We start from the raw sequence: 21,006 nt of genomic DNA on the forward strand, positions 1-21,006 counted from the left end.
CGTTCCACCTGCCCGTATGCCGGGTCGCTCCACCGGCCCGCAGACCCCACGGGCTAGGCTCGTCCCCAGCACCTGTGCTCGGTGCGCGGGGGTCCGCACCGCTGCGACTCGTCCGCGCCGAGCACTCCATGAGCACCCATGAGCAGCACCAGCACAGGAGAGCCAAGTGGCCAGCATTGAGGAGATTGGCGCCCGCGAGATCCTGGACTCGCGCGGCAACCCCACCGTCGAGGTCGAGATCCGTCTCGACGACGGCACGTTCGCCCGCGCGGCCGTCCCGTCGGGCGCCTCGACCGGCGCCTTCGAGGCGTCCGAGCGGCGCGACGGCGACAAGGGCCGCTACCTCGGCAAGGGCGTCGAGCAGGCCGTCGACGCGGTCATCGAGGAGATCAACCCGCGCCTCGTCGGCTTCGACGCGAGCGAGCAGCGCCTCATCGACGCCGAGATGATGGCGCTCGACGGCTCGTCCAACAAGGAGAACCTCGGCGCCAACGCGATCCTCGGTGTCTCGCTCGCCGTCGCGCACGCCGCCGCCGAGTCGGCCGGCCTGCCGCTCTTCCGCTACGTCGGCGGCCCGAACGCCCACGTGCTCCCCGTCCCGATGATGAACATCCTCAACGGTGGGTCGCACGCCGACTCCAACGTCGACATCCAGGAGTTCATGATCGCGCCCGTCGGCGCGCCGACCTTCCGGGAGGCCGTGCGCTGGGGCGCCGAGGTCTACCACGCGCTCAAGAAGGTCCTGCACGAGCGCGGCCTGGCGACCGGTCTCGGCGACGAGGGCGGCTTCGCGCCGAACCTCGAGTCCAACCGCGCGGCGCTCGACCTCATCCTCGAGGCGATCAAGGCCGCCGGCTACGAGCCCGGCCGCGACATCGCCCTCGCGCTCGACGTCGCGGCGTCCGAGTTCTTCGAGGACGGCTCCTACGCCTTCGAGGGTGCCAGCAAGTCGGCCGAGGAGATGATCACCTACTACGCCGAGCTCGTCGAGGCCTACCCGCTCGTCTCCATCGAGGACCCCCTCAACGAGGAGGACTGGGACGGCTGGAAGTCCATGACCGACCTGCTCGGCTCCAAGGTGCAGATCGTCGGCGACGACCTCTTCGTCACCAACCCCGAGCGCCTCGGGCGCGGCATCTCGACCGGCACCGCCAACGCGCTGCTCGTCAAGGTCAACCAGATCGGCACGCTCACCGAGACGCTCGACGCCGTGACGCTCGCACAGAGCAACGGCTACCGCTGCATGATGAGCCACCGCTCCGGCGAGACCGAGGACGTCACGATCGCCGACCTCGCCGTCGCCACCAACTGCGGCCAGATCAAGACCGGCGCCCCGGCCCGCTCCGAGCGCGTCGCGAAGTACAACCAGCTGCTGCGCATCGAGGAGGAGCTCGACGACGCCGCCGTCTACGCCGGCACGGGCGCCTTCCCGCGCTTCGACGCGAGCCGCTTCGGCGCCGAGGGCTGACCTCGTGGCCGACCGCACGCCGTCCCGCCCGGGCCGCCCGTCGTCGACGGGCCGCCCGGGCGGTGGCGCGCGACCGGCCGGATCCCGGCAGACGCCGGGCGCCAAGCCGAGCCCCAAGCCGGGCGCGAAGCCGAGCCCCAAGCCGGGCGCGAAGCCCGGCCCGAAGGCAGCCCCGAGATCAGGGACCGGCATTGCCGGCCCGGCGAGCTCGTCCACCGGCCGTGCGTCCTCCGCGCGGTCGACCGGCCGCGCGGGCGCGAACCGCACGTCGGCCACCAGACCCGGCCAGTCCCGTCCGGGCGCCTCACGCGCGAGCCGTCCCGGCGCGGGCAAGGAGCGTCCGGCCCTCGCGGCTCGCCCGCGCACCCCGCAGACGGCCCCGCCGTCGGCCTCGACCGCCTGGGTGCGCGGTGCCATCCTGCTCGGCATCCTCGTCATGCTCGCCGTGACCATCGTCCCCACGCTCCGCTCGCTCGTGCAGCAGCGTGGCGACGCCTCGGCCATGCAGGACAAGGTCGCCGCGCAGCGCGACACCGTGGCGCAGCTCGAGCGCGAGGCCGCGCTGTGGAAGGACCCCGCCTACATCGAGGTCCAGGCCCGCGAACGCCTCAAGTTCGTGCGGGTCGGCGACCGCGCCTACACCGTCATCGACCCGTCGACCAACGAGGCGAGCGCGCCTGCCGCGGAGCGCCCCGTCGTGGCCGCGCCCATGGCCAACGCCGCGTCACCGTGGTACGGCAAGGTGTGGCAGTCCATCCAGATCGCCGACCGACCCACCGCCGGGGTCACCCGCACCAAGTGACCCGCCGTCACCGCGGTCAACACTCTCACCGCGGTCAACCCGGTCAACACGGTCACCCCTGAGAGCCCGAGAAGCGAGTCCCGCGTGAGCGACACCTCCCGTCCGTCCACACCGCCTGCAGCCGGCGCCCACCAGGTCGAGGTCGCCGACCTCGACGCCGTCGAGCGTCAGCTCGGTCGCCGCCCGCGCGGCGTGGCCGAGGTGGCGCACCGCTGCCCGTGCGGTGAGCCCGACGTCCTGCGCACCGAGCCCCGCCTGCCCGACGGCACACCCTTCCCGACGACGTACTACGCGACGTGCCCGCGCCTCACCGGCGCCGTGAGCACGCTCGAGACGGGCGGCGTCATGAAGGAGATGACCGAGCGGCTCGCCCACGACGAGGAGCTCGCCGCGGCCTACGCGAAGGCCCACGAGCACTACCTCGCGCAGCGGGCCGAGCTCGGCGACGTCCCCGAGATCGACGGCATCTCGGCCGGCGGCATGCCGACCCGCGTCAAGTGCCTGCACGTCCTCGTCGGCCACTCGCTGGCGGCCGGTCCGGGCGTCAACCCGCTCGGTGACGAGGCCCTCGCGATGCTCGACGACTGGTGGCTGCCGACGTCGTGCGCGGCCGTGCACGCGGCCGAGGATGCCGCCGCCGAAGGAGGCACCGGTGAGTGACCCCACCGTCCGCGTCGGCGCGATCGACTGCGGCACCAACTCGATCCGCCTGCTCGTCGCCGACGTCGACCCGGCGACCGGTGCCCTCGTCGACGTGCGGCGCCGCATGGAGATCGTCCGCCTCGGCCACGGCGTCGACCGCACGGGTGTCATCGCCCCCGAGTCGATGGAGCGCACGCTCGCCGTCACGCGGGAGTATGCCGCCGCCTGCCGTAAGCTGGGCGCCGTGCACGTCCGCTTCGTCGCCACGTCGGCCTCGCGCGACGCCCGCAACGCCGCCGACTTCATCGAGGGCGTCCGCGCGGCCTTCGTGCAGCACTACGGCTCCGAGGTCTCGCCCGAGGTCGTCTCCGGTGACGAGGAGGCCGCACTGTCGTTCGCCGGCGCCACCGGAGGCCTTGCGGCGCAAGGAGTCTCGGGGCCCTACCTCGTCGTCGACCTCGGGGGAGGCTCGACCGAGCTCGTCCGCGGCACTGACCACGTCGAGGCCGCCCGTTCGGTCGACATCGGCTGCGTCCGGATGACCGAGCGGCACCTCGTCAGCGACCCCGCCACCGACGACGAGATCGCGGCGGCGACGCGCGACGTCGACGCGGCGCTCGACGTCGCCGAGTCGGCCGTGCCCATCGAAGGGATCGCGACGCTCGTCGGCCTGGCCGGCAGCGTCACGACGATCACAGCGCACCTGCTGGGCCTGACGGCATACGACCCCGAGCGCGTCCACCTGGCCCGCTCGTCCCCGGCCGACATGGTCGCGGCGTGCGACGACCTGCTCGCGATGCCGCGAGCGCAGCGCGCCGCGCTGCCCTACATGCACCCGGGCCGCGTCGACGTCATCGGCGCCGGCGCCCTCGTGTGGCGCCGGGTCGTCGAGCGAGTCGTCGACCGCGCCGGCATCACCGAGGTCGTCACGTCCGAGCACGACATCCTCGACGGGATCGCGCTCAGCGCGGCCCGGCGCGGCTGACCCGCCCCGTCAGCGGCCCTCGAGAGTGCCCCGTCAGTGGCGGGGGAGCGCGGCGAGCACGGGCTCGCCGGCCTGCTCGTGAACGCGACGACGGTTGGCGCGCAGGCGGGCCGCCATCCACAGCGCGGCCGAGACGCCGAGTGCCCACGTGCCGTTGGAGACCGTCGCGTCGACGACGCCGTAGGTGACGAAGAAGAGCGTCACGAAGACGACGGCGCGCAGGTGCCTCGCCGAGAGGCGCACGGCCGCGAGGAGCAGCCCTCCCCAGAGGAGGTACCACGGGTGGATGACCGGCCCCGAGGCGCAGAGCACGAGCAGGGCGCCCGCGGTGGCCAGCACCGGGTTGCGGGGGGCGACGCGCCAGGTGATCCAGGCGATGCCGGCCAGGCCGGCGAGCAGGCCGATCGTCTGGGCGATCGGGACGGGCGCCGAGGTCACGCTCTCCGGCATGCCCGCGAGCTTCAGCAGCCACTCGACCGCACTGCCGAGGAACGTCGGCGGCGAGAGCATCGAGCGCAGCGAGACGGGCACGGAGAGGTTGGGGATCCAGCCCCAGCCGAGGCTGGTGACGGCGGTGATGGCCGTGAAGGTCGCCGCGGTGATGCCGCCGTAGACGAGGCCGTGGCGGATCATCGCCTTGAGCCGTGCAGGCGCTCCGGGCTCGAGGTCGGCCTGGGTCTGCAGGGCCATGCCGATGATGCCGATGAGCCCGAGGACGGCGGTCTGCTTGTAGGCAGCGGCGCCGGCGATCGTCACGGCGGCCAGGACGAAACGGCCACGGCTGCCGAGCAGGAGGGCGAAGGTCACGAGGGCGACCATGACGGCGTCGCCGTGGCCACCGCCGATGAAGTGCATCATGACGAGCGGGTTGAGCACGCCGAGCCAGAGCGCGTGCCGACCGCTGACGCCGTAGCGCTCGGCGAGGCGCGGCAGGGCGTACGCGAGCAGCCCGACCGCGAGCAGGGCCGGCACGCGCATGGCGACGGCCGACACGTAGGCGTTCTCGGGGAAGACGCTGACGACGAGGTGCTGCACCTGGAGCGCGAGCGGACCGTAGGGGGCCGGCGTGTCGACCCACATGGGGTCGACCTGGTCGGCGAACGGCCCCGGCACCCAGAAGGGACCCACGGCATACGGGTCCATGCCGCGCAGGACGATCTGCCCCTGGGCGGCGTAGCTGTAGGCGTCGCGGCTGAAGAGCGGCGGGGCGAGCATGATCGGAAGGCTCCAGAAGAGCCAGGCCATCGACGGGGCCTTGCGGCCGTGGACCGGGCGCATCCTCAGCCAGGCGTCGACGAGCAGCGCCATGCCGACGGCGAGCAGGATCGTCGTGAGGACCCGGCCGGCCCCGGTGCCGAGCCACTCGAGGCCGAAGCGCTCGATGAGCGGCGAGGCGGGCAGCTCGAAGGTGTCGGCGGGCAGGAAGGCGGGGCTGATCGAGCCGGCCGCGACGAAGGACATCCCGAGCGTGCCGCGGCGGACCATCGGGTCGGCCCACGTGCGCCGCAGCGCCGCGACGAGCCGGTCGCCGAAGTCGACGACGCGCGGGTCGACGGACCACGAGGCGCGCAGGGGAGCAGCCGTCGTCGCACCGGCGACACGATGCTCCAGCACCCGCTGCTCCTTCGTGCTCTGAGGGGTACGCACTCGAGGTGCGGCACAGGCCGTGCAGGAGCACATCGGAGGGGCCCCTGGACCTCGATCTCTTCGGTCAGTCTAGGCGGAGAGGCGAGGTGCGTGCCGTGCCACGCCAAGGCGTGAGCAGGGCGTTACCGAACCGTGCCGCACGACTGACGCCTGCGTCGTACCCCCGGAGGGACTCGAACCCTCACCTGTGGCGATTTTAAGTCGCCTGCCTCTGCCGGTTGGGCCACGGGGGCGGGGTCCCCAGTATGCCGTCGCCCCGGGCAAGAGCGGTCACCCCGGCCTTCGTCACGATCCCGTGTCGGGGGAGCACTTCTCGCCGGCGGGAACCTTCCGGAGGGGTGCGTTCGCTTACTCTTGGGGACAGTCGCCACGCCCAGTCGCGGGTCGTGGCACCCAGTGCTTTTAGGAGCGCACTCACATGGCAGGTGGAAACCCGGTCTTCGACCGGCTCAACAAGCAGATCGAGAAGGAGCGCTACGCCGGCTTCGGCTCGCCCCAGGGCAACCCGCAGCAGGCGCAGCAGGGCGCCCAGGCTGCGACGACCGGCTACGCGACCCAGGACGCGATGACGGCGCAGCAGCTCAACGAGATGTACGCGCAGCCGCCGGCCGGCCCGGCCGACACCGGTCGCGTCACGGTCGACGACGTCGTCGTCAAGAGCCTCACGCTCTTCGTCGTCACGGTCGCCGTGGCCTTCGCGTCGTGGTTCATGGTCGACCGCAGCCCGGCCATCGCCATGCCCTTCTGGCTCGGTGGCATGGTCGGCACGCTGATCCTCGGCTTCGTCATCGCCTTCATGAAGAAGGTGTCGGTGCCGCTGCTCATGGTCTACGCCGTGCTGCAGGGCGCCTTCCTCGGTGCCTTCAGCAACGTCGTCAACGAGATGTACCCCGGCGTCGTGATCATGGCCGTCATGGCGACGCTCTGCGTGTTCGTCGCCATGTACGTCGGCTACGCGACCGGCTTCGTCAAGGTCAACGACCGCACGCGCCGGATGTTCTTCTTCGCCCTCGTCGGCTACGGCCTCTTCTCGTTGCTGCAGGTCGTGCTGCTCATGACCGGCGTCATCGACGGCTGGGGCTTCGGTGGCAGCGGTGCTCTCGGCATCGGCCTGTCGATCCTCGGCGTCGGCCTCGCGTCGTACTCCCTCGCCGTCGACTTCGACACGATCGACCGTGCCGTCCAGCTGGGTGCGCCGCGGAAGTACTCGTGGCTTCTCGCCCACGGCCTCATCGTCTCGATCGTCTGGCTCTACATCGAGTTCGTCCGTCTCTTCGCGCGTCTGCGCGACTGACACCGTCGTGACGCCTCCGAGCGTGGGTTCGCCGACCCCGCACGAGGTGTCCGACGAGCTCCGGCGCGTGGTCGAGCGGTGGCACCAGCTGCCGCTCGACCACGCGCTTTCGCGTCTGCCGTCCGTCCGGGCCCTCGTCCAGTCGCTCGCCGACCGGGTGGCCGAGGCCCGAGGACACGATGCGGAGCCGGTGCCCGACCTCGGTCCGGCCACCGTCACGGACCAGCTGTCCGTCATGGTCTTCGACCTCTTCCGGGCCCGGCCCGACACCGATCCCCGCGTGGTCGCGGACGAGCTGGCGGACCTACGCCGCTCCCTCTGACGTGCCCGGCCGTCGACGGGCGCGCCCGTCGACGGGCGCGGTCTGCGCGTGGCCCCGGCGCGTGCTCCTAGCACGGAGCGCGGCGTGGACGACGCGTTCTTGCCGGTACACGCAGGCAGCACAGGTTCGCCGCGAAGCCCCTCCCGCTCGAGGAGTAGACCGAGCATGCGTCGACCGTTCGGTCGACGACTTCACAGGAGGGGAGTCTCAATGACGAAACCACGGCGCCTGCGCGTCCTCATGGCTGCGGTCCTGGCCACGCTGATGGGTAGTTTCCTGGCGACACCGTCAGCGTCCGCCAACGCATCTACCTGTTACAACTACACGACGACGGGAAGGGTCTGTCACTACGTATACGGCTCAGGCAACTCCATCACGTCCCAGACCGCGACCTTCAACGGGACCTTGAACTTCTCCGGACCGACCTGGTGCGCATGGTCGCTGGACTTCGTCTACATCGACTCGGCGGGCAAGGTCTGGTACATCGACCGCGACCCCTCGACCCACGGCTGTGACAAGGAGGGGAACCGGCATCGGGGCACGGGTTGGGCGAAGACCGGCCTCGCCTGCGCCTACCTCTATGCCGACAGCAGGCGCACCTACGTTTCCAGGGCCTGCATCAAGATCACTCCCTGACGAAGGTCGAACCGAAGCCGGGAGCGTCCGTCAGGACGCCGGGGTGAACTGACGCCCCGACGACGTCGAGTGGGCACCTTCCCGCGGGGGAGGGTGCCCACTCGACGTGGTGCAGGAAGGGCCGGTTCAGCTGAGGCGCTCGAAGATGACGGCCATGCCCTGGCCGCCACCGACGCACATCGTCTCGAGGCCGAACTGGCCGTCCCGCTCGCGCAGTGCGTTGATGAGCGTGCCGGTGATCCGGGCTCCGGTCGCGCCGAACGGGTGGCCGATGGCGATGGCGCCGCCGTTGACGTTGAGCTTGTCGTAGTCCATGCCGATCTGGTCGGCCGAGCCGATGACCTGCGCGGCGAAGGCCTCGTTGATCTCGTAGAGGTCGATGTCACCGATCGACAGGCCCGCCCGCTTGAGCGCGAGGTTCGTCGCCTCGACCGGGCCGAGGCCCATGATCTCGGGGGAGAGGCCCGTCGCGGCCGTCGACACGACGCGGGCGAGCGGCTCGAGGCCGAGCTCCTTGGCCTTGGTGTCGCTCATGATGACGAGCGCCGCGGCGCCGTCGTTGAGGGGGCAGCAGTTGCCGGCCGTGACGGTGCCCTCCTGGCGGAAGACGGGGTTGAGACCCTGCACGGCCTCGAGGGTGACGCCGGCGCGGGGGCCGTCGTCCTTGCTCACGACGGTGCCGTCGGGGGTCGTGACGGGGGTGATCTCCCAGTCGAAGAAGCCGCGGCCGATGGCGGCCTCGGCGCGGTTCTGGCTCGTGACCCCCCACTCGTCCTGACGCTCGCGGGAGATGCCGTAGGCCGTCGCGACGTTCTCGGCCGTCTGGCCCATGGCGATGTAGATGTCGGGGAGCAGGCCCTCGTCGCGGGGGTCGGTCCACGTCTCGTTGGTCTCGGCGATGCGCTTCGTGCGGGCCTGGGCGTCGGCGAAGCGGCCGTTCTGCTGGTCCTCCTTGGCCCCTCCGGCGCCGGCCCAGTCGGTGTACTGCGAGACGCACTCGACACCGGCCGAGACGAAGATGTCGCCCTCGCCGGCCTTGATCGCGTGGAAGGCCATCCGCGTCGTCTGGGCCGACGAGGCGCAGAAGCGGTTGATCGTCGCGGCAGGCGTCGCGTCGAGGTCGAGGAGCGTGGCGACGACCTTGGCCATGTTGGAGCCGTGGCGGCCCGAGGGCTCGGCGCAGCCGAGGTAGAGGTCCTCGACGAGGCGCTTGTCGAGCGCGGGCACCTTGTCGAGCGCGGCCTGGATGACCGTCGCGGCGAGGTCGTCGGGACGGACCTCCTTGAGCGAGCCCTTGAAGGCCCGGCCGAACGGCGAGCGGGCGGTCGAGACGATGACGGCTTCGGTCACGGGGGATCTCCTGGTGCAGCATCGACGGCCCGCGCGGCGGTGCGACGGGCGACTAAGCGCTTGCTCAGTCCCCACGATGGTAGGACGTCCTCGCACCGGTTGGACAGGCCACCGGCCATGACGTGCGTCTCGCCGGCCCCACCCCAGCCGCGTCCTCCGCCCCGCGCCGTCAGGCGAGGCACCGAGGACGGCTTCCGCCGAGCGGGTACGACTCCGAGGTCCGCCGGAGCGACCGCTAGGGTGGATGAGTTGCTGGCGCGTGCGCGCGCCGGCCCGGTCCGGACACTCACACCGGACCCTCCGACGATCAGGGGGCACGCCCACCATGAACACCTTCACGACCCGCGTCGTCGCCGTGTCCGGCGCGATCGCGATCAGCCTCGGCGCCGCCGCGTGCTCGAAGTCCGAGACGCCCGCCACCGGCTCCACCGGTTCGAGTGCGTCGACGCCCGCCTCGGCGAGCTCGTCCACCACCGCTGCGAGCGACGCCCCCGAGGCGTCCGACATCCTCGACAAGGCCAAGACGAACGCGCTGGCCGCCACGTCCGGCGCCTTCGTCGGGCAGGTCGACCAGAGCGGCAAGACGATCAAGATCGACTTCAAGGGCACGAGCGACGGCAAGACGGCCGACATCGCCATCGAGATGGAGGGTGACGGCAAGGCGCGCGTCATCTCCGTCGGCGACGCCGTCTACATCCAGGGCGACGAGACGTTCTGGAAGAAGCAGGGTGCCCCCGCGGCCGTGCAGAAGGCCGGCGACAAGTTCATCAAGGCGCCGTCCTCGGCCGCGTCGATGACCGAGAGCCTCAGCCTCAAGAGCTTCCTCCAGAAGGCCTTCGGCGCGGTCACCTCGCAGCAGCTGGCCACCGACGTCGCGAGCGAGAACGTCGGCGGCGTGGACTGCTGGGTCCTCACCGACAAGAAGGGCAAGGCCGAGGGCGCGCTCTACGTCTCGAAGGACAAGAACGAGGTCGTGCGCTTCACCGGCTCGACCGCCAGCCCGGGACAGCTCGACTTCTCCCAGTGGAACGCCGACCTCGGCATCAAGGCGCCCGAGGCCGACCAGATCATGAAGATCAGCTGAGTCCGACCGCACGTCGAAGGGGCCGTCCGCAACAGCGGACGGCCCCTTCGTCGTGCCCGCCTCATCGGCGGTCGGGTGCGGGTCAGCGCAGGACGGGGTCCTCGGTCCGCCCGTCCGCGCTCTCCGCGCCGTCCGCGCTCTCCGCGCCGGTCGACCCGCCGCCCGTGAGCGCCGCGTCCACGTCACCGACGGGGTATGCCGTCCCGCTCGCGCAGGGGTCCGGCGCGGTCGGGTCGTCGGCGGGCGCCGCAGGGCCGGCTCCGGGGCGCCCGGGGAGCGCCGGCAGGGGTACGGTCGGGCGGATCCGGTGCAGCAGCACGGCCCACCGCCCGTGGGCGCCCCTGGCCTGACCGTCCACCTCGGCCGGAGCCACCTCGGTGCCCGGCCGCGTCACCGCCTTGGTCGCGGCCACGGCCAGCGGGCCGACGCTCTCGCCGCGGTGCAGGTTGGGCTCGGTCGGGCTGCTGCCCTCACCGAAGAGGTCGAGCGCCGCGCTGACGGTCGGGAGCAGGGCGGCGGCGACGCGGGCGTAGCCGGCCGGGCTCGGGTGGAAGCGGTCCTTGCTGAACATGACGTGCGGCTCGGCCGAGAACGCCTCGCTGAGCAGGTCGCCGATCGACACGGCGCGCCCGCCCGCCTCGACGACGGCGACGGTCTGGGCGGCGGCGAGGTCGCGCGACCAGCGGCGCGCGAGCAGGCGCAGCGGCTGTGGCACGGGCTGGATGGCGCCGAGGTCGGGGCAGGTGCCGACGACGACCTCGGCCCCGGCCTCCCGCAGGCCGCACACGGCCATCTCGAGGTGGCGCACGGCGATGGAGCGGTCGATGCGGTGGGTCACGTCGTTGGCGCCGACCATGATGACGGCGACGTCGGGGTCGGGGACGGCGGCGAGGCCGCGCTCCAGCTGCTCGTCGAGGCCCGTGGACTCGGCGCCTATGACGGCGACGTTGGTCAGCTCGACGGGACGGCCGCTGAAGGCGGCGATGCCGCTCGCGATCGTCGCGCCGACGGTCTGGTGCGGGTGGTCGGCGCCCATGCCGACGCCGGTCGAGTCGCCGAGCACGAGGAACCGCAGGGGCACGCCCGAGCCGGACCCGTAGGTGCCGCTGTCGGACGGCGCGCCCTCGAAGCGCTGGCCCACGATCCGCCGGGCCATCATCGCCTCGCCGCGCAGGATGCCGTAGCCGAGGGCCCCGAGCGCGCCGAGACCGGCGACTCCCATCCCGCCGCCGTAGGCCGCCGCCTGGGCGATCTTGCGCGCGCGCCGTGCACGCCCCATCCCGAAGCCCCCTCCTGTGCCGTGGTCGACCCTCTCGACCGGGTCCACCACGGTAACGCCCCGGCCCGACCGTCCGTGCCCGGTTCGCGACTCCCGCCGGTGCGGTGGCGGCACCGCGTGTCTCGGCCCGTGGGACGGCCCTCCTAGGATGGGCGGGTGAAGTACGCAGAGAACGTCGCCGACCTCGTCGGCAACACGCCCCTGGTCAAGCTCGGCTCCGTCGTCGCGGACGCGGGGGTGAGGTGCACCGTCCTGGCGAAGGTCGAGTACTTCAACCCCGGCGGCTCGGTGAAGGACCGCATCGCCCTGCGCATGGTCGAGGCGGCCGAGCGCGACGGGCTGCTCGAGCCCGGTGGCACCATCGTCGAGCCGACGAGCGGCAACACCGGCGTGGGTCTGGCCCTCGTCGCGCAGCGCCGTGGCTACCACTGTGTCTTCGTCTGCCCCGACAAGGTGAGCCAGGACAAGCGCGACGTGCTCAAGGCCTACGGGGCCGAGGTCGTCGTCTGCCCGACCGCCGTCGAGCCCGAGCACCCCGACTCCTACTACTCCGTCTCCGACCGTCTCGTGCGCGAGATCGACGGTGCGTGGAAGCCCAACCAGTACTACAACCCCGAGGGCCCCAACAGCCACTACCTGACGACCGGTCCCGAGATCTGGCGCGACACCGACGGCCGGATCACGCACTTCGTGGCCGGCGCCGGCACCGGAGGCACGATCAGCGGCACCGGCAAGTACCTCAAGGAGGTCAGCGACGGCGCCGTCCGCGTCATCGCGGCCGACCCCGAGGGCTCCGTCTACTCCGGCGGCACGGGCCGTCCCTACCTCGTCGAGGGCGTCGGTGAGGACTTCTGGCCGGGCGCCTACGACCCGTCGGTCGTCGACGACGTCATCGCCGTCAGCGACGCCGACTCGTTCGAGATGACCCGTCGCCTCGCCCGCGAGGAGGGCCTGCTCGTCGGCGGCTCCTGCGGCATGGCCGTCGTGGCCGCGTTGCGCGCTGCGAAGGACCTGCCCGAGGACGCCGTCATGGTCGTGCTGCTGCCCGACTCGGGCCGCGGCTACATGAGCAAGATCTTCAACGACGAGTGGATGCACTCGTACGGCTTCCTCAACGACCACACCGAGGCGACGGTCGGCTCGGTGCTGCACGGCAAGTCCGGCGACATGCCGGCCCTCGTGCACACGCACCCCAACGAGACGATCCGCGACGCCGTGCAGATCCTGCGCGAGTACGGCGTCTCCCAGATGCCGGTCGTCAAGGCCGAGCCGCCCGTCATGTCCGGTGAGGTGGCCGGATCCGTCAGCGAGCGGGCCCTGCTCGCCGCGCTCTTCACCGGTCAGGCGCACCTCGCCGACTCCGTCGAGAAGCACATGGAGAAGGGCCTGCCCCTCGTCGGCGCCGGCTCGCCCGTGTCGGCGGCGCGCAAGGAGCTCGAGGAGTCCGACGCGATCCTCGTCGTTGAGGACGGCAAGCCGATCGGCGTCCTCACCCGCGCCGACCTGCTCGGCTTCCTCGCCGACTGACCTCCGTCAGGCACAGCCTGAGACGACGTATGCCGCTGGGCTCGCTTCCACGAGAAGCGAGCCCAGCGGCATACGTGCGAAAAGGGCTGCGGCTCAGGCGTCCTGGGCGGCCTTGGCGCTGGCCTTCTTGGCCTGCTTGAACTCCCGCACCTTGAGGAGGGAGTCGCCGTCGACGACGTCGGCCACCGAGCGGTAGCCGTCGAGCGCGTAGTCCCCGGCGACGGCCTCCCAGCCCTCGGGCCTCACGCCGAGCTGCTTGGCGAGCAGGGCCACGAAGATCTGCGCCTTCTGCTTGCCGAAGCCCGGCAGCTCCTGGACGCGCGCGAAGAGCTCCTTGCCGGTGGTCGCCTCGGTCCAGAGCCGCGTGACGTCGCCGTCGTAGCGGTCGACGACGAGTGCGGCCAGCTCCTGCAGCCGGGCCGCCATGGAGCCGGGGAAGCGGTGGATGGCCGGCGGGGTGCTGGCCATGGCCTTGAACGCCTCGGGATCCGCGTCGGCGATCGCGGCGGGGTCGAGCGTGCCGAAGCGGCTCAGCACCTTGTAGCCACCGCGGAAGGCGTGCTCCATGCCGTACTGCTGGTCGAGCATCATCCCGACGACGACGGCGAACGGGTACTCGTCGAGGACCTGGTCGGCGGCTGGTTCGTTGGCGATCTGGAAGCCCATGCAGGCATGCTCTCACGCGCCCATCCGCTGCCGGCGGGACCGGGTGGGACGACTACGGCGACGGGACCCGGACCCATGACGCACGTCCGCCGGTGACCTCGCCCGCGCCCGCGGTGAGGGCGCCGACGAGGCCGCGGACGGACTCCCCGGTGCCCGGCTCGACGGCGAGGGCGAGGACGAGACCGCTCGCGCCCCAGGTCGTCGACGTGACGGCACAGCCGGGGTGGCCCCGCAGCGCGTTCTCGACGCGCGGCGCATCGGCGCTCCCGACGGTCACGACGAGCCCGTCGCGCAGCGCGTAGGCCACCGGTGTCGCGGCGTCGAGTGCGGCGGAGACGGCGTCGCCGTAGGCGCGGATGAGGCCACCGGTGCCGAGCAGGGTGCCGCCGAACCACCGGGTCACGACGGCCACGACGTCGGTCAGGCCGCGGCCGCGCAGGACGTCGAGCATCGGTGCTCCGGCCGTCCCGGACGGCTCGCCGTCGTCGTTGCTGCGCTGGGTGGCGCCGTCGGGCCCGAGCACGAACGCCGTGCAGTGGTGCCGCGCGTCGCGGGTCCCCGACCGCACGGTCTCGACGAAGGCCCGGGCGTCGTCCTCGGACGGCACGGGCGCGACGTCGCAGATGAAGCGCGAGCGCTTCACCTCGAGCTCGGCGGAGGCGGGGGACGCGAGGGTGAGGTAGCGGCGTGGCGGGCTCAGCGGCATACCTTCCTCGGGCCGGGGCGGGACGCTCCGAGTATGCCGTGGGGCCGGGGAGGCCTCCCCATTGCACGAGGCGCCGCCGACAGGTGAGGATGGGGCCGGCTTGTCAGGGGTGAAGGGGAGATCTGTGTTCTCGAAGGGTGCTGACGTCGACGCGCTGCGCGACTCGGCGGGCCGGATGGCGTCGTTCGGCCGTGAGGTCGACGTCGTCCGGGCGCGTGGACAGCGGGCCGTGTCCACGATGCAGCGGGTCTGGCAGGGGCCGGACCTGCAGCACCTCGTCGAACGCTGGCGTCGGGTCGAGCACGACCTCACCCGCATCGCCGCCGAGCTCGACCAGCTTTCGCGGCGCCTCCACGACAACGCCGACCTCCAGCACCGCTCGAGCGGCACGTCCGCGGGTGCCGGAGGGTCGCACCACGGCGGTGGTGGCGGCGGCGTGGTCCCCACGGGTGGCGGACACCCGGGTGGCGGACACCCGGGTGGCCACGGGGGTCGGCCGACGCTGCACGCCACGCCCGTCGGCGCCTGGTCCGAGGTGCTCGTCGGGTGGGGCCCGGGCGGCGGTCGACCGCTCGTCACACCGGGCGTGCCGCAGCCGTTGCACGGGATGGGCTGGGGCCACTGGATCGGCGGCACCCACGGGACGGGTGCTGCCTTCGTGCCCGTCGACGCGACCTACGGGCCGGTCCTGCCGGCCGACGTGGCGGCCGCGGCCGCGCACGGTCTCGGCCTGCCGATCCGCTGAGCACGGCCACCTCGCGGCACGCCGGGGCCCGGCCTTCGCGCGGTCGTGCGCGGGCCCGGCTGAGACACTGTCGCCATGCACCCGTTCGCAGTGGCCCTCGGCGGCGCCGTGGGCACGCTGCTCCGGCTGCTCCTGACGACGGGTCACAGCGGCGGTGCGCAGTGGGACCCGCGCATCAGCGTCATCAACGTCGTCGGCGCCTTCCTCCTCGGCGTGCTCGTCCGGCTCCCCGTGCGGCCCCGACTGCGCTCGATGCTCGGCTCCGGTGGTCTCGGGTCGCTGACGTCCTTCTCGGCCCTCAGCATCGCCTTCGTCGACGGCACCCCCGGGTACGCCGTCGCGCTGGGCCTGCTGACGAGCATCGTCCTCGGGGTGGCCGCGGCCGCGCTGGGGATGTGGCTGGGCGGTCTGCTCACCGACGGTGACCGGGAGACCGCGTGAGCGCGGTCGCATGGTGGGGCTGGGTGCTCGCCGTCGGAGCCGGCTCGACCGGCGCCCTGCTGCGCACGTGGCTCGTACGGACCCTGTCGAAGCGACCGCTGCCCTTCGGGGTGCTCGCCGCCAACGTCCTGGCGTCGGTCGTCGGCGGAGCCGTCGTGGCCGACCGCGTCGAGCTGGGTCCGACGTGGTCGCTCGTCGTCATCGGTGGCTTCTGCGGCGGATTGTCGACCCTGTCCACGCTCGCGGCCGACACGGTGGAGCTGTGGCTCGAGAACCGTCGCCGTGACGCCGTCGGCAACATCGCCGCCAACGTCGCGCTCGGGCTCCTCGCGGCCTGGGGCGCCTGGGCGGTCGTCAGCTGAGGTAGCGCTCGACGACGACGTCGACGAGGGCCTCGGGAGCCGGTTCGTGGGGCAGCAGGAGCGGCGGGGTGACGACGTCGGCGCCGGACCTGCCGGCGAGCTCGGCGAAGAAGCCCGGCGCGAGCAGGTAGGTGGCCACGACGACGCGACGGCCCGGGAGGCGTTGTGCCGCAACGGCATCGACGAGTTTCGGCTCGGCGGCGGACAGGAACCCGGCGACGACATGACGCCCGAGGCGCTGCCCCAGTGCAGCGGCCACGCGCTCGCAGTCGGCGACCGCCGAGGCCTGTGACGACCCGGCCGCGGCGAGCACCACGACGTCGTCGTCACGCAGCCCGGCCGCGACGAGGCGGTCGCGCAGCAGGCCCGCGAGGCGGTCGTCGGGACCGAGGGCGGGGGCCACGGTGGTGCCTGGCACGGCTGCGGCGGCCTCCGCGAGGTCGACGTAGACGTGGTAGCCCGCCGACAGCAGCAGCGGCACCAGCCGGGCGGGGCCGGCGTCGTGCAGCGAGGAGAGCACGGCGGCCGGGTCCGGGGGCTGCACGTCGACGAACGCCGCGCGGACGGTGAGGTCCGGGCGCCGTGCGGCGACGGCGGCCACGAGGCTGCCGATCGCCGACCGGCCGGCGGCGGACGACGTGCCGTGGGCCACCGCCACGAGCACGGGCGCGGGGCTGGTCATGGGCTCACTCTGTCAGGTCCGGGCGGACCGTCGGCGTCCTGACCACGCGCGCGGGGAGCGGTCTCGCGGAACGCACGGCACGCGTGCGCCCGGGTGAGCAGGCCGTTACCGTGCCATCGCGGGACGGAAACGCGGACGAAACACACTCTTCCTACCGTGGGAGCCGACGTGGAACGCGAGCTGCGACGGGAGGCCGCCGTGCTGATCGAGACCGACCTGACGGGACTGCCCGTGCTCGTCGTGGGGCCTCCGGGCCTCACGGACTCCGTCGTGCGTCGCCACGAGCGGGCCGGTGCCGTGGTCACGGTCGCCGCCTCACCGGGTGACGTCACGGCGGAGGTGTGCGCCCGCGCCCGGCTCGCCGTGCTCGTCGGTCCCGGGTCCACGTGGGCACCGGTCCGTGAGGCGCTCGCCGGCAGGTGCCCCGTCGTGACCGAGCCGGTCCCGGACGCGCCCCGGGGCCGGGTCGTCCTCGTGGGTGCTGGTCCCGGGGGTCTCGAGCTGCTGACCCTCGCCGGGATCCGCGCCCTCGCCGAGGCCGACGTCGTGCTCACCGACCGGCTCGCCGAGGTGGGCGACGTCGCCCGTCTCGCCCCGGGGGCCGAGGTGGTCGACGTCGGCAAGCGGCCCGGACACCATGCGGTGCCCCAGGACGAGATCGAGGGGATCATGGTCGAGCGTGCACTCGACGGCCTCACGGTCGTGCGGCTCAAGGGCGGCGACCCCTACGTCTTGGGCCGGGGCGGCGAGGAGGTCGCGGCCGCGGTCGAGGCCGGGCTGCCCGTGACCGTCGTGCCCGGGGTCTCCTCGGCGGTCGGCGTGCCCGGGAGCGCCGGCATACCGGTGACCCACCGCGGCGTCAGCCACGTCTTCACCGTCGTGTCGGGTCACGTCCCGCTCGAGCCCGAGCAGGCGCGGTCGCTCGCAGGCCTCGGTGGCACCGTGGTCGTCCTCATGGGCATGCACAACCTCGTCCCGCTGACGACCGCGCTGGCGCGAGCTGGGCTCGCCGCCGACACGCCCGCTGCCGTCGTCGAGCGGGGCTTCACCCCCGACCAACGCAGCATCGTCGGCACCCTCGCCACCCTGCCCGACCTCGCCGCCAGGGCCGGCGCCACCTCGCCGTCGGTCATCGTCGTCGGTGAGGTCGTGCGCCAGTCCGCCGTGTGGGCGCGCCGCGTCGGCGCGCGGTCCGCCGACGGGCTCGCGATGGACGTCGTCGCGTGAGCGAGCCCACCGCCCCGCCGACGCAGGCCGCAGGGACCGCGGGTCGCGGCCACCCGCGTACGGCCTGGTCGGCCGAGCTGACGGGCCCCGACCCCGACGCCGTCCGCGTGGACCCCACGGGCCCGGTGCTCGACGGCTTCCGGATCGCCGTGACCTCCGACCGGCGGTCGGGCGACCTCATCGACGCCTTCGTGCGCCGTGGCGCCGAGGTGCTCCACGCGCCGGCCGTGCGCATCGCGCCCGTCGACGAGGACGAGATCCTCATCGGCGACACGCGCGCCGTCATCGAGGGCCGACCCGACGTCGTCATCGTCACGACCGCGTACGGCTTCCGTCGCTGGATCGAGGCGGCGGACGCGGCGGGTCTCGGCGAGGACCTCGCTCGCACCCTCGACCAGGCGCGGATCATCGTCCGCGGCCCCAAGGCGCGTGGCGCCGTCCGGGCGGCCGGGCACGACGACGACGGCATCGCCGACGACGAGCGCACCGCGTCGACGGTCGGGCTCGCCCTCGAGGGCGGCGTCGTCGGGCGCCGCGTCGCGGTGCAGCTCCACGGCCACGAGGACGTCGAGCAGCTCGAACGGCTGCGTTCGGCCGGTGCGACGGTCCTGACCGTGGCGCCCTACCGCTGGGTGCGGCCGACGGACGAGAGCCGGCTGGGACGGCTCGTCGCGGCGGTCGCGGCTCGTGAGGTCGACGTCGTGACCTTCACGTCGGCGCCCGCGGTCGACGGACTCGTCTCTGCCGCAGCGCAGCTCGGCATGGACGGCGTGCTCGTCGATGCCATGCGGTGCGGCGTCACGGCGGCTGCGGTCGGGCCGGTGACCGCAGCGCCACTGCTCGACCTCGGGGTGACCCCCATCTTCCCCGACCGCTTCCGTATGGGCGCGCTCATCCGGACCGTCATCGAGCACCTGACGCTCAACGGCGTCGCCGAGGTGCAGACCGCACTGGGGCCGCTCGTCGTGCACGGGCGCGTCGTGACCTTCGGTGGCGAGACCGTGACCCTGGCCCGCGGTCCGCGGGCGATGCTCGCGGCGCTCATGTCCGAGCCCGGCGCGGTCCTGAGCCGCGAGCGGCTCCTCGACGAGCTGCCCGAGGCGGAGAACGAGCACGCGCTCGACATGGCCGTGAGCCGACTCCGGTCGGCGCTGCCCGACCGCCACCTCGTGCAGACGGTCGTGCGCCGGGGCTACCGGCTCAACGTGTAGCGGCCGCCGTCTCGGCGTCACCGACGATGGCGGGCGCGTGGTCGGCGATCCAGTCCATGAGCGGCACCATCCGCTCGGCGAGGTCGGCGCCTCGCGCGGTGAGGGAGTACTCGACGTGCGGCGGGACGACGGGCCGGGCGTCCCGGTGGACGAGCCCGTCGGCCTCGAGCATCCGCAGGGTCTGGGCGAGCATCTTCTCGCTGACGCCCTCGGCGCGACGGCGCAGCTCGCTCCACCGCAGCGGGTCGCCCTCGGCCAGGGCGAGGATGACGAGCGTGCCCCACTTGCTCGTCACGTGGTCGAGCACGACACGGCTGGGGCAGTCGGAGGAGAAGACGCCGTCGGGGAAGTGCCGACGCAGGGTGTCACTAACCGTCATGTCAGTACCTTACTTCAAAGTGGGTACTAACTATTGGGAAGTAAGGCGGGGGTGGGGTCGTTCCGGAGGGTGTCAGCCCCACCCGAAAGGAACGTCATGACCCTTCTCGTCACCGGTGCCAGCGGTCACCTCGGCCGTCTCGTCGTCGAGGCCCTCCTCGAGCGCGGCACGCCCGCAGCCGACGTCGTCGCCATCGCCCGCGACCTCGAGTCCGTCGCCGACCTGGCAGACCGTGGTGTCGTGGTGCGCCGCGCCGACTACACCGACCCCGCCTCCCTCGACGCCGCGTTCGTCGGTGTCGACCGGCTCCTGCTCGTCTCCGGCAGCGAGGTCGGCCAGCGCGTCGCCCAGCACGCCAACGTCATCGACGCGGCCCGGCGAGCGGGAGTGGGCTTCGTCGCCTACACGAGCATCACGCGCGCCGACACCTCGGACCTCGCGCTGGCCGCCGAGCACCGCGCGACGGAGGAGCTGCTCGTCGCGTCCGGCCTGCCGCACGCCCTGCTGCGCAACTCCTGGTACCTCGAGAACTACACCGGCCAGCTGCCGACGGTCCTCGAGCACGGCGCCGTCCTTGGTGCCGCCGGCGAGGGTCGGGTCAGCGCCGCGACGCGCGCGGACTACGCCGACGCTGCTGCCGTCGTCCTCGCGGGCGAGGACGGCCGGGGTCACGAGGGCGCCGTCTACGAGCTCGGTGGGGACGAGGCGTTCACCCTCGGCGAGCTCGCGGAGACGGTGGGACGCGTCGCGGGACGTGACGTCGCCTACCGCGACCTGTCCGTCGCCGACTACACCGCGGTCCTCGTCGCCGCCGGTCTTCCCGAGGGGTATGCCGGCGTGCTCGCCGACAGCGACCGCGGGATCGCCGAGGGGGCGCTGTTCACCGGCTCCGGCGACCTGTCGCGTCTCATCGGTCGCCCGACGACCGGACTCGAGGACGCCTTCCGAGCCGCCCTCGTCGCGCACCCCGCCTGACCCAAACCCCCCCGCGCCGCCCCCACCCGTTTCAACCGTCGAAAGGCCACAAACCGGGGACTTCGGTCCCCGGTTTGTGGCCTTTCGACGGTTGGGGGGCACAGGTTCTGGCCTTTCGACGGTTCAGGGGAGGGGGAGGCCGATCTTCACGGTGCCGTGCTGGACGCGGACGGCATACGTCGGCAGGGCGACGTCGGGGTCGTCGAGGGCGGCGCCGGTGCGGAGGGAGAAGACCTGCTTGAGCAGCGGTGAGGCCACGGTCGGCTCACCGCCGCGGTCGCCGGTCAAACCCCGGGATAGCACGGCGGCCCTCGCGTAGGGGTCGAGGTTGTCGACGGCGTAGATCATCCCGTTCGGCAGCAGGAAGAGGGCCGCCTGGGCGCCGCCGGGCAGGAGCACGGCGACACCACGGCCGGGCACGAGGGCCGCGACCGGGCAGGCCGACACCCACTGCCTCGCTCCGGGGGACGGCAGGATGCCTGGCCGCACGACGCTGCGACTGGCGGCGGGAGCAACCTCGGCCGCGACGGCCTCGGGTGGGGTGACGAGTGTGGTCATGACGGGTTCCCTTCGCAC

General features: G+C 72.8%; 23 protein-coding genes and 1 tRNA gene. 15 read left to right on the plus strand and 9 right to left on the minus strand.

The features are described from left to right. Nucleotides 1–166: 166 nt before the first annotated feature. From eno to ACSSS0_RS16305, 4 genes are all read left to right on the plus strand, one after another. Nucleotides 167–1,468 (plus strand): phosphopyruvate hydratase, encoded by a 1,302-nt coding sequence (eno, locus tag ACSSS0_RS16290; protein WP_487228809.1) that lies wholly within the window; start codon nt 167–169, stop codon nt 1,466–1,468. A gap of 4 nt (nt 1,469–1,472) precedes the next feature. After that, the gene (locus ACSSS0_RS16295; protein ID WP_487228810.1) at nt 1,473–2,270 is read left to right on the plus strand and encodes an FtsB family cell division protein; all 798 of its coding nucleotides are present in this window, start codon (nt 1,473–1,475) and stop codon (nt 2,268–2,270) included. Between the two features lie 84 nt (nt 2,271–2,354). Further along, nucleotides 2,355–2,930, plus strand: coding sequence for a DUF501 domain-containing protein (locus ACSSS0_RS16300; protein WP_487228811.1), 576 nt, complete (start codon nt 2,355–2,357; stop codon nt 2,928–2,930). Continuing rightward, nucleotides 2,923–3,897, plus strand: a complete 975-nt coding sequence (locus ACSSS0_RS16305; RefSeq protein ID WP_487228812.1) for a Ppx/GppA phosphatase family protein — start codon at nt 2,923–2,925, stop codon at nt 3,895–3,897. The genes ACSSS0_RS16300 and ACSSS0_RS16305 overlap by 8 nt, the downstream gene beginning before the upstream one ends. A gap of 33 nt (nt 3,898–3,930) precedes the next feature. Here the strand turns inward: ACSSS0_RS16305 and mptB are convergent, their stop codons facing one another. Then, nucleotides 3,931–5,511: a polyprenol phosphomannose-dependent alpha 1,6 mannosyltransferase MptB gene (gene mptB, locus ACSSS0_RS16310; protein ID WP_487228813.1), complete on the minus strand. Its 1,581-nt coding sequence runs from the start codon at nt 5,509–5,511 to the stop codon at nt 3,931–3,933. Nucleotides 5,512–5,702: 191 nt separating this feature from the next. After that, nucleotides 5,703–5,777: transfer RNA gene (locus tag ACSSS0_RS16315), tRNA-Leu, on the minus strand. A gap of 185 nt (nt 5,778–5,962) precedes the next feature. Here ACSSS0_RS16315 and ACSSS0_RS16320 point away from each other — a divergent pair. From ACSSS0_RS16320 to ACSSS0_RS16330, 3 genes are all read left to right on the plus strand, one after another. Next, the gene (locus tag ACSSS0_RS16320) at nt 5,963–6,838 is read left to right on the plus strand and encodes a Bax inhibitor-1/YccA family protein (RefSeq protein WP_435986891.1); all 876 of its coding nucleotides are present in this window, start codon (nt 5,963–5,965) and stop codon (nt 6,836–6,838) included. Between the two features lie 22 nt (nt 6,839–6,860). Beyond that, nucleotides 6,861–7,160, plus strand: a complete 300-nt coding sequence (locus ACSSS0_RS16325) for a hypothetical protein (protein ID WP_487228814.1) — start codon at nt 6,861–6,863, stop codon at nt 7,158–7,160. Between the two features lie 210 nt (nt 7,161–7,370). Further along, the gene (locus tag ACSSS0_RS16330) at nt 7,371–7,796 is read left to right on the plus strand and encodes a hypothetical protein (RefSeq protein ID WP_435986889.1); all 426 of its coding nucleotides are present in this window, start codon (nt 7,371–7,373) and stop codon (nt 7,794–7,796) included. A 126-nt stretch (nt 7,797–7,922) separates the two neighbouring features. Here the strand turns inward: ACSSS0_RS16330 and ACSSS0_RS16335 are convergent, their stop codons facing one another. Continuing rightward, nucleotides 7,923–9,146: an acetyl-CoA C-acetyltransferase gene (locus ACSSS0_RS16335; RefSeq protein WP_435986888.1), complete on the minus strand. Its 1,224-nt coding sequence runs from the start codon at nt 9,144–9,146 to the stop codon at nt 7,923–7,925. A 325-nt stretch (nt 9,147–9,471) separates the two neighbouring features. Between ACSSS0_RS16335 and ACSSS0_RS16340 the strand changes: the two genes are divergently transcribed. After that, nucleotides 9,472–10,230: a LolA-like protein gene (locus ACSSS0_RS16340; protein WP_487228815.1), complete on the plus strand. Its 759-nt coding sequence runs from the start codon at nt 9,472–9,474 to the stop codon at nt 10,228–10,230. Between the two features lie 82 nt (nt 10,231–10,312). Here ACSSS0_RS16340 and ACSSS0_RS16345 read toward each other — a convergent pair whose 3' ends face one another. Next, nucleotides 10,313–11,509 carry an SGNH/GDSL hydrolase family protein gene (locus tag ACSSS0_RS16345; protein ID WP_487228816.1) on the minus strand — a complete coding sequence of 399 codons (1,197 nt, stop codon included), beginning with the start codon at nt 11,507–11,509 and terminating at the stop codon, nt 10,313–10,315. Between the two features lie 156 nt (nt 11,510–11,665). Here ACSSS0_RS16345 and ACSSS0_RS16350 point away from each other — a divergent pair, with 156 nt between their 5' ends. Continuing rightward, nucleotides 11,666–13,036: a cystathionine beta-synthase gene (locus ACSSS0_RS16350; RefSeq protein WP_487228817.1), complete on the plus strand. Its 1,371-nt coding sequence runs from the start codon at nt 11,666–11,668 to the stop codon at nt 13,034–13,036. 93 nt (nt 13,037–13,129) lie between these two features. Here the strand turns inward: ACSSS0_RS16350 and ACSSS0_RS16355 are convergent, their stop codons facing one another. Both ACSSS0_RS16355 and ACSSS0_RS16360 read right to left on the minus strand, forming a co-directional pair. Continuing rightward, nucleotides 13,130–13,702, minus strand: a complete 573-nt coding sequence (locus tag ACSSS0_RS16355; RefSeq protein ID WP_435986884.1) for an HhH-GPD-type base excision DNA repair protein — start codon at nt 13,700–13,702, stop codon at nt 13,130–13,132. 52 nt (nt 13,703–13,754) lie between these two features. Next, nucleotides 13,755–14,408: an IMPACT family protein gene (locus ACSSS0_RS16360; protein WP_487228818.1), complete on the minus strand. Its 654-nt coding sequence runs from the start codon at nt 14,406–14,408 to the stop codon at nt 13,755–13,757. A 124-nt stretch (nt 14,409–14,532) separates the two neighbouring features. Between ACSSS0_RS16360 and ACSSS0_RS16365 the strand changes: the two genes are divergently transcribed. The 3 genes from ACSSS0_RS16365 (at nt 14,533) to ACSSS0_RS16375 (ending at nt 15,956) form a co-directional block, all read left to right on the plus strand. Continuing rightward, nucleotides 14,533–15,153 (plus strand): WXG100 family type VII secretion target, encoded by a 621-nt coding sequence (locus ACSSS0_RS16365; protein WP_487228819.1) that lies wholly within the window; start codon nt 14,533–14,535, stop codon nt 15,151–15,153. 75 nt (nt 15,154–15,228) lie between these two features. Beyond that, nucleotides 15,229–15,594, plus strand: a complete 366-nt coding sequence (locus tag ACSSS0_RS16370; RefSeq protein ID WP_435986881.1) for a fluoride efflux transporter FluC — start codon at nt 15,229–15,231, stop codon at nt 15,592–15,594. Beyond that, nucleotides 15,591–15,956 (plus strand): fluoride efflux transporter FluC, encoded by a 366-nt coding sequence (locus ACSSS0_RS16375; RefSeq protein ID WP_487228820.1) that lies wholly within the window; start codon nt 15,591–15,593, stop codon nt 15,954–15,956. Before ACSSS0_RS16370 ends, ACSSS0_RS16375 begins: the two co-directional genes overlap by 4 nt. On the opposite strand, the gene ACSSS0_RS16380 is transcribed toward ACSSS0_RS16375, so the two are convergent. Next, nucleotides 15,949–16,638, minus strand: a complete 690-nt coding sequence (locus ACSSS0_RS16380) for a sirohydrochlorin chelatase (RefSeq protein ID WP_435986879.1) — start codon at nt 16,636–16,638, stop codon at nt 15,949–15,951. The genes ACSSS0_RS16375 and ACSSS0_RS16380 overlap by 8 nt on opposite strands. A 156-nt stretch (nt 16,639–16,794) precedes the next feature. Here ACSSS0_RS16380 and cobA point away from each other — a divergent pair, with 156 nt between their 5' ends. Next, nucleotides 16,795–17,865 (plus strand): uroporphyrinogen-III C-methyltransferase, encoded by a 1,071-nt coding sequence (gene cobA / locus ACSSS0_RS16385; RefSeq protein ID WP_487228821.1) that lies wholly within the window; start codon nt 16,795–16,797, stop codon nt 17,863–17,865. Next, on the plus strand, nt 17,862–19,076 hold the full coding sequence (locus tag ACSSS0_RS16390; RefSeq protein WP_487228822.1) for a uroporphyrinogen-III synthase: 1,215 nt from the start codon (nt 17,862–17,864) through the stop codon (nt 19,074–19,076). Before cobA ends, ACSSS0_RS16390 begins: the two co-directional genes overlap by 4 nt. Here ACSSS0_RS16390 and ACSSS0_RS16395 read toward each other — a convergent pair. After that, nucleotides 19,066–19,455, minus strand: a complete 390-nt coding sequence (locus ACSSS0_RS16395) for a winged helix-turn-helix transcriptional regulator (protein ID WP_487228823.1) — start codon at nt 19,453–19,455, stop codon at nt 19,066–19,068. The genes ACSSS0_RS16390 and ACSSS0_RS16395 overlap by 11 nt on opposite strands. A 96-nt stretch (nt 19,456–19,551) precedes the next feature. Between ACSSS0_RS16395 and ACSSS0_RS16400 the strand changes: the two genes are divergently transcribed. Beyond that, on the plus strand, nt 19,552–20,430 hold the full coding sequence (locus ACSSS0_RS16400; protein WP_487228824.1) for an SDR family oxidoreductase: 879 nt from the start codon (nt 19,552–19,554) through the stop codon (nt 20,428–20,430). Between the two features lie 123 nt (nt 20,431–20,553). Here ACSSS0_RS16400 and nirD read toward each other — a convergent pair whose 3' ends face one another. Then, a complete protein-coding gene (nirD, locus tag ACSSS0_RS16405) occupies nt 20,554–20,988 on the minus strand; it encodes a nitrite reductase small subunit NirD (RefSeq protein ID WP_487228825.1) in 435 nt (144 codons plus the stop codon). Nucleotides 20,989–21,006 lie beyond the last annotated feature (18 nt).

The sequence above is a fragment of the Terrabacter sp. R4-6 genome (assembly GCF_057529065.1).